General features: G+C 65.3%; 11 protein-coding genes and 2 pseudogenes. 3 read left to right on the top strand and 10 right to left on the bottom strand.

The features are described 5' to 3' along the window. Window positions 1–2 precede the first annotated feature (2 nt). Window positions 3–3,260 carry a transporter substrate-binding domain-containing protein gene (locus BMY03_RS19540; protein ID WP_094012013.1) on the top strand — a complete coding sequence of 1,086 codons (3,258 nt, stop codon included), beginning with the start codon at window positions 3–5 and terminating at the stop codon, window positions 3,258–3,260. On the opposite strand, the pseudogene BMY03_RS27025 reads toward BMY03_RS19540, so the two are convergent. The 3 genes and pseudogenes from BMY03_RS27025 to BMY03_RS19530 form a co-directional block, all read right to left on the bottom strand. Further along, window positions 3,235–3,654: pseudogene (locus tag BMY03_RS27025) on the bottom strand (methyl-accepting chemotaxis protein); the annotation flags it as partial. The gene BMY03_RS19540 and the pseudogene BMY03_RS27025 sit on opposite strands and share 26 nt — an antisense overlap. Before the next feature lie 117 nt (window positions 3,655–3,771). Then, a pseudogene (locus BMY03_RS27020) lies at window positions 3,772–4,488 on the bottom strand (PAS domain-containing protein); the annotation flags it as partial. 213 nt (window positions 4,489–4,701) lie between these two features. After that, on the bottom strand, window positions 4,702–5,454 hold the full coding sequence (locus BMY03_RS19530; RefSeq protein ID WP_094012012.1) for an SDR family NAD(P)-dependent oxidoreductase: 753 nt from the start codon (window positions 5,452–5,454) through the stop codon (window positions 4,702–4,704). 180 nt (window positions 5,455–5,634) lie between these two features. On the opposite strand from BMY03_RS19530, the gene BMY03_RS19525 reads away from it, so the two are divergent. Both BMY03_RS19525 and BMY03_RS19520 read left to right on the top strand, forming a co-directional pair. Continuing rightward, window positions 5,635–6,354, top strand: a complete 720-nt coding sequence (locus BMY03_RS19525) for an IclR family transcriptional regulator (RefSeq protein WP_218146026.1) — start codon at window positions 5,635–5,637, stop codon at window positions 6,352–6,354. 150 nt (window positions 6,355–6,504) lie between these two features. Beyond that, entirely contained in the window at window positions 6,505–6,891 is a 387-nt protein-coding gene (locus tag BMY03_RS19520) for a VOC family protein (protein ID WP_023631650.1), read from the top strand. Here BMY03_RS19520 and BMY03_RS19515 read toward each other — a convergent pair whose 3' ends face one another. From BMY03_RS19515 to BMY03_RS19485, 7 genes are read right to left on the bottom strand one after another with little or no spacing between them, the layout of a single operon-like run. Next, window positions 6,892–8,265, bottom strand: coding sequence for a sensor histidine kinase (locus BMY03_RS19515; RefSeq protein WP_023631651.1), 1,374 nt, complete (start codon window positions 8,263–8,265; stop codon window positions 6,892–6,894). Further along, window positions 8,262–8,924: a response regulator gene (locus tag BMY03_RS19510; protein ID WP_038706279.1), complete on the bottom strand. Its 663-nt coding sequence runs from the start codon at window positions 8,922–8,924 to the stop codon at window positions 8,262–8,264. Before BMY03_RS19510 ends, BMY03_RS19515 begins: the two co-directional genes overlap by 4 nt. A gap of 2 nt (window positions 8,925–8,926) precedes the next feature. After that, complete coding sequence (locus tag BMY03_RS19505) at window positions 8,927–9,568, bottom strand: tetratricopeptide repeat protein (RefSeq protein ID WP_094012011.1); 642 nt, start codon at window positions 9,566–9,568, stop codon at window positions 8,927–8,929. Beyond that, window positions 9,565–10,371 carry an SDR family oxidoreductase gene (locus BMY03_RS19500; RefSeq protein ID WP_038706280.1) on the bottom strand — a complete coding sequence of 269 codons (807 nt, stop codon included), beginning with the start codon at window positions 10,369–10,371 and terminating at the stop codon, window positions 9,565–9,567. The genes BMY03_RS19505 and BMY03_RS19500 overlap by 4 nt, the downstream gene beginning before the upstream one ends. Beyond that, the gene (locus tag BMY03_RS19495; RefSeq protein ID WP_023632524.1) at window positions 10,358–11,038 is read right to left on the bottom strand and encodes an iron-containing redox enzyme family protein; all 681 of its coding nucleotides are present in this window, start codon (window positions 11,036–11,038) and stop codon (window positions 10,358–10,360) included. Before BMY03_RS19495 ends, BMY03_RS19500 begins: the two co-directional genes overlap by 14 nt. 8 nt (window positions 11,039–11,046) lie before the next feature. Then, window positions 11,047–12,513, bottom strand: a complete 1,467-nt coding sequence (locus tag BMY03_RS19490) for an AMP-binding protein (RefSeq protein ID WP_094012010.1) — start codon at window positions 12,511–12,513, stop codon at window positions 11,047–11,049. After that, the gene (locus tag BMY03_RS19485) at window positions 12,503–13,180 is read right to left on the bottom strand and encodes a thermostable hemolysin (RefSeq protein WP_038706282.1); all 678 of its coding nucleotides are present in this window, start codon (window positions 13,178–13,180) and stop codon (window positions 12,503–12,505) included. The genes BMY03_RS19490 and BMY03_RS19485 overlap by 11 nt, the downstream gene beginning before the upstream one ends. Between the last annotated feature and the right edge of the window lie 52 nt (window positions 13,181–13,232).

Raw genomic sequence — 13,232 nt, 5'->3', positions numbered from 1 at the left:
TCATGAACAAGGGCGCCCTGCTGTGCCTGCTGCTGGCCATGCTGCCGGCACTTCCCGCGCACAGCGAAGCGCACAGCGAATCCCGACATCTTCTGGCCCGCGCCCTCAGCGCGGCGCCTCCCTTGACGCTCGCCGCCTCCGACCGTCAGTGGCTTGCAGAGCGTGGACGCCTAGTGCTGGGCAGCTCGCGCCCGGACTACCCCCCCTTCGACATCAACAACAGTCAGTCCGACTACGAAGGCCTGAGCGCGGACTATGCCGGCCTGATCGGCGAGCAGTTGGGCGTGCCGGTCCAGGTGCGCCGTTATCCAAGCCGCGAGCAGGCGCTGGCGGCGCTGCGCGCTGGCGAGATCGACCTGCTAGGCAGCTCCAATGCTTTCGAAGCCAATGATGCGCACCTGGCCCTCAGCCTGCCCTATGCCGACGACCTACCGGTCATCGTAACGCGCAAGAACCAGGCCCTGCGCGACGGTGACGACCTGGCCGAGCTGCGCCTTGCCATGGTGGATCACTACCTGCCCATTCAGGCGGTGCGTCGCCTCTATCCCCGCGCCCGGCTGGAGCTGTATCGCTCGACCCTCGCCGGGGTCGCCGCCGTGGCCCTGGGACAGGCCGACGCTTACCTGGGTGATGCCATCAGTACCGACTATGCAATCGCCAAGGGTTTCCAACAAACGGTCAAGGTCGATCACTTCGTCAAGGCCCCGGCCAGCAGCTTTGCCTTTGCACTGAACCAGGACAACCTGCGCCTGTTGCAACTGGTCGACCTCGCCCTCGGGCGCATCGCCGACAGCGAACGGCTCAACATCCTGCGCCGCTGGGCCGGAGGCAGCACCAGCCTGCTGCTCGACCGCCGCCTCGATGCCTTGACCCAAGAGGAGCGAGACTGGATCGCGCAACACCGGCAGGTCAGCGTGATGATCAACACCACGCTGGCGCCCCTGAGCTTCACCGACGCCCAGCAGCAACCACGGGGTATCGCCTTGAACCTCCTGGAGCGTATCGGCCTGCGCACGGGGTTGCGCTTCAAGGTGGTCGAATCGGAGTCTTTCGAGGAGATGGTCGAGCAGGTCGCCCAAGGCAAGGCGAACATGATCGGTGCCATCGGCTACGGCGAGCACCGCGCGCAACGCCTGCGCTACACCCGACCCTACATGATCAGCCCGCGGGTAGTGGTCACACGGCGGGATGCCCCGCCCCTGGAACCGCAGCAACCACTGAAAGGACTGCGAGTGGCGCTGCTGCGCGGTTCACCGTTGCGCGAAGGCCTGGAACGCGAGTACGGCGAACTGCGGATCGTAGAAGTGGAAAACCCCCTGCAACTGATGGAGGCCGTGGCCAATGGTAATGCCGACGTCGCCCTTGGCTCGCACATCAACGCCAGCTATTTCATCAACCAGGTGTTCAAGGACCGCCTGCGCATTGCCGGCCTGTACGGTGATGAGCCGGCCCTGGCAACTTTCGCCGTGGGTCCTGCGCAGCCGCAGTTGCAGGCGATCCTCGACAAGGCTTTGCTGAGCATTCCACCTGACGAACTGGAACAACTGGTCAGTCAATGGCGAACCAACGCAGCCGTCAGCGACATCCCCTGGCGCAACTATCGCACCCTGGCCCTGCAGGTACTGGTTCTGGCCGCCCTGTTGCTGGCTGGCGTGGTGTTCTGGAATACCTACCTGCGCAAGCTGATCCACCAGCGCAGCGAAGCCCAGCGCGCTTTGCAGGAACAACTGGCGCTCAGCCGCGGCCTGCTCGAACAGCTGCGTCAGGCCAAGGACGATGCCGAACAGGCGAGCCGGGCGAAAAGTACCTTCCTGGCGGTCATGAGCCACGAGATCCGCACTCCGATGAACGCGGTGATCGGCCTGCTCGAGATGGCGCTTGAAGACAGCCAGCACGGTCATAGCGACCGCCAGGCGCTGGAGGCGGCTCACGGTTCGGCACTTGGCCTGCTCGACCTGATCGGCGATGTGCTCGATATCTCGCGTATCGAGTCCGGCCATATGACGCTGCAACCCGTGGCCTGCGACCTGGTCGCGCTGATCCATTCGACCCTGCGGGTGTTCGAAGGCAGCGCCAACCTGAAAGGGCTGGTAATGACCGCGCTGCTGCCCGACTCGCCCACCTGGTTGCTCGTCGACCCGCTGCGCTTCAAGCAAGTTCTGTCGAACCTGGTGAGCAACGCCATCAAGTTCACCGATCAGGGCCATATCGAAGTGTCGCTGACCATCGCTCCGGTCGACGGCGGCATGTTCGAGATCACGCTGCAGATCAAGGACAGTGGCGTGGGTATCAGCAGCATTGACCAGGCCCGCCTGTTCACCTCCTTTTCCCAGGTCGATGGGCGGCAGGCGCGCCAGGGCGCCGGCCTCGGCCTGGTGATCAGCCGCGAGTTGTGCGAGCTGATGGGAGGCGAACTGAACATGAACAGCATCGAGGGGCTGGGGACCCAGGTTGCAGTGCACCTGACACTGCCCGGCGCCGCGCCTCCTGGCACAGAAACAACCGGCAACGCCTTGATCGAACCCGGCGCAGGCCCCCTGCAGGTCCTGATCGTCGATGACTACCCCGCCAACCTGCTATTGCTCGACAAGCAACTGCGTTCACTCGGGCATCAGGTGACCCTCGCCGAGCAGGGCAAGGCCGCGCTGTCACTCTGGCAGGACGGCCGTTTCGACGTGGTCATCACCGACTGCAGCATGCCGGTCATGGACGGCCATGAGCTGACCCGGCAGATACGCGCTCGGGAGCGCGAGGCAAACCTGCCCGCGGTTCGAATCATTGGCGTGACGGCCAATGCCCAGGCCGAGGAGCGCCAGCGCTGCCTGGACAACGGCATGGATGAGTGCCTGTTCAAACCGATCGGCCTGCAGGCGCTCAAGGCTTGCCTGCCGCTGGCCACCGAGGCACCCCGCGCCAGCGGCTTCGATCTGGCGCAACTGCGCCACCTCACCCAGGACGATGATCGGCTGGTCAAGCGCCTGCTGGAGCAGTTGGCGCAAAGCAGTGCCGAAGATCTGCAGGCGCTGCACGCGCTCGGTGACAACCCGTCGGGCGCCGCCCTCGCCCCGGTCGTCCACCGGGTCAAGGGCGGCGCCCGAATGCTCAAGGTCAAGGGCGTAAGGCAGGACTGCGAGGCCTTGGAACAGGCCATCGCCCAAGGGCAGCCGGTGGAGAAGGGGCTCGCCCAGTTACGGGCAAGCCTGCATACCCTGGAGCTCGAACTGCGTCAGAGCCTCAGTGCAATTGAAGGGTCGAACTGATCTGGCTGATGGCGTCCACCACGTGCCTTGAGCCCTCTTGGATCTCCATGATCACCGTACCGGCTTCATTGGCCAGTTCCACACCCAGGCCGGTGCGGGTCAGGCTTGACTGCATGCTGGCCACCGCGGTCAACGACAGGTCATGATTCTGTCGCACCACCTCGACGATCTCCAGGGTCGCCTTGCTGGTGCGCGCAGCCAGGTTGCGCACCTCGTCGGCGACCACGGCGAAGCCACGGCCATGCTCCCCGGCCCGGGCCGCCTCGATGGCGGCATTGAGCGCCAAAAGGTTGGTCTGGTCAGCGATGCCCCGGATGGTCAGGACGATCTGCCCGATCACTTCGGACTGCTTGCTCACGGCATCGATGGTACGGGCGGCATCATTGAGCTCGCATGAGATCTGCTCGATCACCTCGACTGCCTGCTGCACCACCTGGGTACCCTTGCGCGCGCAGGCATCGGTCTGCACCGAGCTGGCATGGGCGGCGTCGGCGGCGGTTTGCTGGGTGCTGATCTGATGGGTGATGTCGCTGGCGAACTTCACCACCTTGTACAGCCGGCCCTTGTTGTCGAAGATCGGGTTGTAGGAAGCCTCGAGGTAAACCGTCTGGCCCTGTTTGTTGACCCGCTCGAAGCGATGTGAATGGTACTCGCCACGGTTGAGCGACGCCCAGAAATCGCGGTACTGGGATGATTCGCGTTCATGGGGCAGGCAGAACAGCCCATGGTGGCGCCCGACCACTTCCTCCAGGCGATAGCCCATGGTGTCGAGGAAGTTCTGGTTGGCCTTGATCACTCGCCCAGCCGGGGTGAACTCGATCACCGCCATCGAACGGCCGATAGCCTTGAGCAGGCTTTCGCTCTCGTGCTCCTCGATCACGTGGCGGGTAATGTCGGAGGCCACCTTGATCACGCTGGTCACCTGCTGGCGCTCGTCGATCACCGGCATGTAGCTGGCTTCCAGCCACACCTCGCGCCCCGCCTTGTCCAGGCGCTCGAACGTACCGCCGATAGCCTTGCCCTCACCCAGCTCGCGCCACAGTTGCTGGTACTCGGCACTCTTGGCATAGGTCGGGTCGCAAAACAGCCGGTGGTGCTTGCCACGTAACTCGTCGGCGCTGTAGCCCATGGTCTTGCAGAAGTGTTCGTTCGCCTCGAGGATCGTGCCATCCGGCGTGAACTCGATCATCGCCATCGAGCGGCTGATCGCTGCCAGCTTCGCCTCCATGCCCGCCAGGGCCTGCCGGCAGCGCTGGATCTCGACCAGATCGGACTTGCGATGATATTCGAACATGAGCCGGGCCTCCTGATTCCACGGATGTCCTGAGCATAGATCGGCGGCCAAGGCCTGCAAGCGATCTGATATCACTTTCGCATTAGGCATTTGTGCCGTCTGTCAGGTCAGGACCGCGGTTCACCTCGCTACAGGCTCTGGCTGTCATCAGAACTGCACACCGCGGGTCAGGCCACCGTCGACCAGCAGGTTGGTGCCAGTGATGAAGCTGGCTGCGGGACTGGCCAGGAACACTGTGGCTCGCGCCACCTCGTCGGGTCGAGCCATGCGCCCCAGTGGGTTGGCCGTCAGGCTGCGGGCGAACACCTGGGGCTGCTCCTGCTCGATACGCCCCCAGACACCGTCGGCGAAGTAGACATTGCCGGGGGACACGCAATTGACCCGGATGCCCTCTGCCGCATGACGCGCCGAGAGCGTCTTGCCATAGTGGGTCAGGGCAGCCTTGAGCACCCCGTAGGGTTCGTCGAAATTGCTCAGTTCGCGCCCGGACACGCTGGAAATCAGCACCACCGCCGCTTGCGCGGACTCCCTGAGCCAGGGCAGCGCCGCCGTGACCAGCCGCACGCTGCCCAGCAGGTCGGTCTCGAAGGCCTGCCGCCATACGGCCGCCTCGCTGCCATGGGCCAGGGCACTGACGTTGGGCACGACGATGTCAACCCCGCCCATGCGTTCGGCGGCGGCGGCGATCCACCCCTCGACTTCGTCGGCGTCGGTAATGTCTACCGCCCTGCCCCAGGCGTGCCCGTTCAACTGCGCCTCGGCCTGGCTTACTCCGGCCTCGTCCCGGGCGCAGAAGGCCACCTGGGCGCCTTCGCCAAGGAAGCATTCGACGATTGCCCGGCCGATCCCGCGCGTCCCGCCGCTGACCACGACTCGGGCACCTTGCAGTTGCAGATCCATGTACTGATTCCTCTGGCTGGTTCGATTTGCCGGCGAGTCTACGGCGCGGAATCAGCCAGAGGCTGTATTGGTCCCACAAAAGCGCCGCAGTTCGACATTGTCGAACCTTGCACTGCGCTGCGCCTGCACGCTGCGACGATTGCAGGCACAATGTGCAGCCATCGCACAACGGGATCGCCCATGACCACCAACCCTCGCCAGATACAGTCCCTGGAGCGCGCCATGCGCTTGCTCGAACTCCTTCGCGCCGAAGGCGGTCGGGCACGCCTGAACGACCTCGCAGTGCGCAGTGGCCTGGGCAAGAGCACCATCCATGGCCTGCTCGACACGCTGATCTCGCTTGGCTATGTCACCCGCGAGCAGCGCTTCTACGCCCTCGGCCTGCGCCTGCGACAGCTGGCTCAGCCGCTGAACGAGACCGAGCAGCGCCTGCGCCAGGCCTTCACGCCAGCATTGCGTGCTTTCGCCGAACTGTGTGGCGAAAACTGCTTCCTCGCCGTTCCCGGGGGCACCCGAGCCTATCTAACGCTGGCGGCGCTGGATAGCCGCGGCCTGTCCCTGCAACAGCCGCTGGACAGCCGTCGCGATGGCCTGGCCACTTCAGCGATCGGCAAAGTGCTGCTGGCCCATGATCGTCAGTTGGCCAGGCAGTTGTTCCGCACTCGAGCGGTTCCGGAAACCCTTGCCCAGGAACTGCACCAGGTCGCCAACCAAGGCTTCGCCCTTGACCTTGCCGCCTCGCGCCCGGACCTGCACTGCTTCGCCCTGCCCTTGCGCCTGCGCGGCCAGGTGGTGGCCGCGCTGGGTGCCGGTGGTCCCGCGCAACGCCTGCAGGCGCCGGTGATGCGTCGCATGGCGACACGGGCGATGCGTTCTTTGTTCGATCTGGTGAAATGCTGACGACGCACCAAGGGCCGCAAGTGCCCGCACCGCATCGACTGCACTGGGGGCAGGCCGCCACCAACGTTCACGCAGCAGCCCCCATGAATCAGGCCCCTCTTCTATACTCCCCCAGTATCAGGTGCACGATGCCCCGCAAGAGGGATACCCATGAAGATCGTAGTCACCAGCATCCTCGTCGACGACCAGGCCAAGGCCCATGCCTTCTACCACCATGTCCTGGGCTTCGAGCCCAGGCACGACATCCCCATGGGCAAGTACCGCTGGCTCACCCTCACCTCCCCCAATGACCCCAATGGCGTCGAGTTGCTGCTCGAGCCCGATGCCCATCCAGCGGCGAAGACCTACAAGGCCGCCCTCAAGCAGGACGGGATTCCCGCCACTTCGTTCGGCGTGCGCGATATCCAGGCTGAATATGAAAGGCTGTGCAAGGCGGGCGTGCACTTCACCCAGTCACCTACCCCCGTGGGCCCGGTCACCGTGGCCGTGTTCGACGACACCTGCGGCAACCTGATCCAGATCGCACAACGCCATTGATCAGCTCTGGGCCGCCGGCAACCGCAGGGTGGCGCACAGCCCGCGCGGCGAGGCGTTGCGCAGTTGCACACTACCGTCCAGGCGTTTGATGACGGTGCTCACGATCGACAATCCCAGGCCGGCACCATTGGGCGTGTCCTTGCTGTAGAAGCGCTCGAATACCCGCTCAAGGTCCGCCGACTCGATACCGGGGCCTTCGTCCTGGACCTCCACCACCAACACCTGTGCATCTCGGCGCAAGGCGACACGCACCCGCCCCCCAGGGGGCGAATGATCCACCGCGTTGGTCACCAGGTTCTGCAAGGCGATGGCCAGGGCACCGGCATCGCTGAACACGCGATAATCAACGCCTTCGGCGATCTCCAGAGAGGGCTCCTGACCGCGTTCGAGGATCCACGGGGTCAGCTCTGCCAGGGTTTCGGTGGCCAGTACACCGAGATCGATTGCGGCCCAGTTGCGCTGCGCCAGGCGAGGTTCAAGGCGGGCCAGGGTCAGCAGTTGGTTGACCACCCGGGTCAGGCGGTCGACGCCTCCGATCAGATAACCCAGCGCCTTGTCGCGCTCAGCCTCACCGGTGGCCGCCTGGGCGTTCTGCGCGTGGAGGCGCAGAATCGCCAGCGGCGTGCGCATCTCGTGGGCGGCATCGGCAATGAAACGATGTTCTCGGCGCAGCAATTGCTCGATCTGCGCAAGCAACCGGTTGATCGCCGCCTGCATCGGCTCGAGTTCCTTGGGCAACGGCACCAGCTGCAGAGGTTCCAGGGACTCGGCGTGCCGGCCACGGATCACCCGGGCCATGTTCTGTAACGGCTGCAGTCCCCAGCCGATGGCCGCCCAGACCAGCAGCGCCAATGCCAGGCTGCCGAGCAGAAACGGCATCAGCGTGTGGCGCACGATCCTGTCGATCAGGTCGTAGCGAACATCGTTGCGCTCCCCCACCCAGATCAGCCAGTGCTTCTCCGGTACCGGCAGCACGAAACCACGCCAACGCTGCCCCTGAACCAGCATGTCGGAAAACCCCGGCGTGCTCGGTGGCACCGCGAAAGCGGGCGCGCTGGGTGTATGCACCAGCAAGGTGGCCTGGTCGTCCCACACTTGGAAGGCCAGCTTGCTTTCGTAGGGATGGCCGACCCGGTGCCGCCCCGCCTTGCTCAGCGCCTCGTCGAACGCCTGGTACAGCGCCTGCCGGTTCTGCTCGTGCACGGGCAGGCTCATCACCCCCTGCAGCAGGCGAGCGTTCTGCGCCAGATGGGCATCGTAGACCTCGGTGATTTCATGGCGGCTGTCGTGGTAGTTGTACAGCGCCAGCAGACCGCTGCCGACCAGCAGCAACAGCATGACCCGCCACAGCGTGCGCTGGCGCAACGAACTCATGCGCGCCCCTCCACCAGGTAGCCGATACCGCGCACCGTGCGGATCAGGCCGTTGAATAGCTTCTTGCGCAACTGGTAGATATTGACTTCAAGGGTATTGCTCTCAGGCTCCTCGTCCCACCCATAGAGCAACTGGGTCAGGCGCTCACGGGTGAAAACCTTGCCCGGCTGGGCAAGCAACTCGTGCAGCAGCAGATACTCCTTGGGCGTGAGTACGACTGGCTGGCCGTTGTAGCGCACCTGCTGGGTCGTCGGATCCAGGCTCACGCCGGCATGCTCGATCAGCACCCGGGCGCGGCCTGCGCTGCGCCGCAGCAGCGCGCGCAGGCGGGCCTTGAGTTCGTTGAGGTCGAAGGGTTTTACCAGGTAATCGTCGGCACCGGCATCCAGCCCCGCGATGCGATCCTCCAGCCCGTCGCGCGCGGTGAGGATCAGCACCGGCATGGCGTTTTCCGCGGCGCGCAGCCGACGCAACAGTTCCAGGCCATCCAGACGCGGCAACCCCAGGTCCAGCACCAGCACGTCGAAGCTCTCGACGCCTAGCGCATGCAACGCACTCTGGCCATCCTGCAACCAGTCGAGGGTGTAGCCCTCCAGCCGCAGGCCATCGCAGATTCCCTCGCCCAAAGCGGCGTCATCCTCAACCAGTAGCAGGCGCATGCTCAGTCCTGTTTGTCCTCGATGGCCTTGAGTAAAGCATCGATTTCCCCGCGCCGGCCCTGGTCGGCCAGCGCGCGTCCTGGCCGCGGCGCGGCGTGCAGGGCCTTGTCCAAGGCAGCACGGGCTTCACCGTAGCGGTTCTGCCGGTACAAGTGGTCGGCCCAGAAGTAGTTGCTGTCGATACCGTCGGGGTTGATCGCCAGGGCCTGGCGCAGCATCGCTTCGGCCTTGTCCTGGTCACCGAACCCCAAGGGCCAGCCCGGCACCCGATCGTACAAAGCCCCCATGCTGGTGTAGGCCGACCCTTGCAGGGCCTTGGGGTCCAGCGCCAACGCCTTTTCCAGGCTGGCACGGGCGGCCTTGACTTTACCCAGCGCGCCGAGCCCGCCTGTGGCGCCAGCCCAACTGCTGTTGACGATGCCCTCCCAGATCAAGGGTTCCGCCGACCCCGGGTATTGACGGACAAACCCTGCCGCTTCCACGGCCAGCGCCTCGAACGCTTTGGCGCGCTGCGCTTCGGGCAATTGGTACTGAATCTGCGCCCAGCGCTGCTGCACCTCGCTCAGGCGCTGGTTGCCGGCTTGGTCGAGGGCCCAGACAAGGGGCGAAAAGGCCAGCACACCGGCCAATAGCAGACGTTTCATTTGCCTGACTCCTTGCCCGGATGGGCGCTAAAGCGACGAATCAGCGGCAGTTGCTTGCGCAGGGCCCGATCAACCAACCCCGGCAGCATGCCGTTCAAACGCACGAAGAGTTTTTCCGGCCAGCCGAGGTACACCTCGCTGCGCTCGGACTGGACCGCATCGAGCACCGCGCGGGCCACATCCCGCGGCTGGTCCACGCCGACCTTCAGTGCCTGGTTGAGCGCCGTGGCGGCATTGCTGTTCATTGCCGTGCGCGTTGCTCGTGGCGCGGCATATAGCACGTTCACCGGGGTGTCGGCCAGCTCGCGGCGCAGCGCTTCGGAAAAGCCGCGCAGCGCGAACTTGCTGGCGCAGTAGGCGGCGTAGCCGGGGTAGCCGATCGAGCCGTAGGTAGAGCCCACGTTGACCACCAGGGCCCGAGGCTGATCGCGTAACAGCGGCAGGCAGGCACGGGTCAGCTGCAGTGCGGCCTTGAGGTTGATATCCAGCAGCTCGTCGAGAGCCGCCTCGTCAAGCTGGTCGAGCAAGGCGAAGCGATTGATCCCCGCAGCGTTGATCAGCACGTTGACACCACCCATGGACCGCGCCGCCGCCAGCACGTCCTCGCGGCTCTGGGCACAGCGCAGGTCAGCCGCTTGCCAGCGCAATTGCTGCGGATAACGGTTCATCAACTGCGCCAGCTGGCCAAGGTGTCGGCTTACGGCCAGCACCCGGGCGCCGGCGGCACACAGCTGCTCGGCCAGCTCCAGGCCGATTCCGCCGCTGGCCCCGGTCAACACCACCACGCAATCAGGCAAGCGCATGCCGCACCTCACTCTGGCCTGCCCGTGGCAGGTGCTGGAACATTTCGGTGTACAGGCGGTATACCACCTTGGCCGCATGGATCACCGCCTGCTGATCGCCACTGTCGTCCAGGCGATCCATAAGGCCGCGGTAAGTCACCATGTGATCCTGGTCCAGGGCGCCGTGGGAACTGAGGTAGCTGAAAGCCTTGTCCGCAAGCCCCAGGCTACCCTGTATCCTGCCGGCAGCCTGGGTGGCCAGAGCGATGCTGGTGCCCTCGAGCACATTGACCATGCCGAACAGCCCCACCGGGTTACCCCGTGCGATCAAGTCGTAGAGGAAGGCGACCATCAACTCGATCGGCAACGCGGGACGCCCATCGCGGACCTTGTCCGGGTCACCGCCACAGGCGGCGATGTCGTTGAGGATCCAGCGTTCGTGGCCATATTCCTCCTCGATGTACTCGCACACGGCGCCACGTAACCACTCGAGACGCGATGGCAGACGGGCGCCACAGGCCATCATCAACGGTACGGTATGACGCACATGGTGGTAGGCCTGGGTCAGGAAGGCCACATAACCCTCCAGGCTGACCACGCCACCCAGGGCATCGCGGATCACCGGGACACTGAACAGCGCTTCGCGCTCACTGGCGGTCTGTGCTTGCAGGTTTTCGAAAAAGGACATGGCGAACCTCATGCTTGTTGGAGAATGGACAACAGGGACTGGTAATGCAGCAGGATCGCCTCGCGGCGTGGCCGGCCATTGGCGGTGAGAGTCCCCGCCTCGGCATTCAACGGCTCGAACAAGCGTCGCCAGGCATGGACCCGGGCATAGTCAGGCAGGCCTTCGTTGCACTGGCGAACCGCACGCTCGATCTGCTCATCGCTGGCCTGCGGGTCCAGCGGCCAGAGCAGTGCCAGGTTGCCCGGCAGGCCCTCGCCATGCACAAAGGCCTGGGCGATGACCCCGCCCTGAGTCAGCTCGGCCTCGACCCATTCAGGGTTGACGTTGCGCCCGAAGCTGGTGATGAACTGGTGTTTCTTGCGCCCAGCCAGGTGCAGGTAGCCGTCGCGGTCAAGCTGGCCGAGGTCCCCGGTCGGCCACCACTGGCCATCGAACGCGGGTTCGCCGAGGTAACCAAGCATGCTAGAGCCGGCCACCAGCACCTCGCCATCCTCGGCGATGCGCACCTGGACATGGGGCAACGGCCGGCCGACACTGCCCAGGCGCCGCGCCCCGGGACGGTTCAGGCATACCACCGAGGCGCACTCGGACAAGCCGTAGCCTTCGTACACAGGCAGGCCGACCGCTGCGGCACGCGACAGCAGGCTGGCCGCCACCCGGGCACCGCCCACGGCGACAAAACGCAACGGGCCGACACGCATCGCCCCCCGCTCGATGGCCGTGACCAGCCCCAGCAACAGCTGCGGGACCAGGATCAGGCTCTCGGCGCCGCTCAGGGCGATCACCCCCAGCAGACGCGCGAAGTCCACCTGGCTGGCGCCGCGGATACCCAGCTGCGCCTGCGGATAGAGCATGACCACGGCGCCGGCCAGCAGCGCCGCGTACACCCCCAGGTTTTCCAGCAACACCGCCAGCGGCAGCACGGCAAGGTACTTGCCCGGCGCCGCCTCCCGGCTGGCCGCCTCAAGCTCGCGGGCGACGCGCAGCATCGACGCGGCGCCCAGGCAAACGCCCTTGGGCGCACCGGTACTGCCGGAGGTGTAGGTAATCTTGGCGGTGCCGAGCGGCAGTTGCGGGGACACAAGCGGATCACGGTGCCAGAACTGCGTGCCACGGGTGAACCCACAGGCTTGCAGCTCATCGGCAAGCGCGCTGTCGGCCAGCACCAGTGAGACGCCCCCCTGCGTCAGGCAGTGGCGTCGCTGGGCCGCACTGAAAAAGCCCGGCAGCAGCAGCATCGGACGCTCGGCCAGCAACGCGGCAAGGTCCCAAAGCACGGCTTGCGGACCGTTATCCAATGCCACGGCGAAGGTGCCGGCAGGTTGTTCGCGCAACCAGTCCGCTCGCAGGCGCACTTCACTCAGCAACTGCGCGTAGCTGAACCGTTCATCACTGCCCAGCAGCGCCGGTTGCTCGCCACGGTGGCGGGCATGGACCTGCAGTGTTTCGAAAAATGCCTCGATATCATGCGGCATGACCGCTCTCCTGATTCAGCACCGGCAGGCCCAGCCGTTCGAACACGCCGGCGCGGGCCAGAGCCGTGTGGCCTAGTCCGATATTGCCGACGTACACCTGGGGTTGCTGCGCGTAGTAACTGCCCCAACTGCCGGACTCCTCGCCCAGCCGGTGCGCAGCCGCTTGCGCCACGACCGTGGGCTCCAGCCCGAGTCGACGGAAACTGTTGAGCAAGGTCGCCGCCCCAGTGAATGCGACCCACTGCAGGCCGCGGGCCGCCAGCAGCCAGGTCACCGCGACGATCATGATCCGTGCGCTGCCGGCACTGAGCGCGGCCAGGTTGCCCACCTCCACCAGCTGCTCGCGGGTGATCGGCGCCGCTGCCACGTTCGCCACGGCGTTCTCCAGCGGCACATCGAGGTAGCGCTCCAGGAACAACGGTGTACTGCCAGCCAGGCGTACGCCGGCGGCTGCGATCAGCCGGCCATGGCGATCACGCAGCCCCAGCAGCTCGGGCATGTAATGATGCACATCGGCGTGATGCACGCAGGCGAATCGCGCATGAATGAATTGCTCAAGTTCAAGTCGACCTGGCGTTTCCGGCCCATGCAGCAGTAGTTGGGCCTGGTGTTGCGCATGGCTGCCAATGGCCACGGGAAACAGGGTGTTCCAATTCAGCTCGGTCATGACGGGCCCCCGCTCATTTCAGTGGAGGCAGTATCGAGGGCGAATCTGAAGC

This window comes from Pseudomonas soli (genome assembly GCF_900110655.1).
Taxonomy (GTDB): domain Bacteria; phylum Pseudomonadota; class Gammaproteobacteria; order Pseudomonadales; family Pseudomonadaceae; genus Aquipseudomonas; species Aquipseudomonas soli.
The sequence above is the reverse complement of the archived record's forward strand: the minus strand, read 5'-3'. Positions and strand labels throughout refer to the sequence as shown.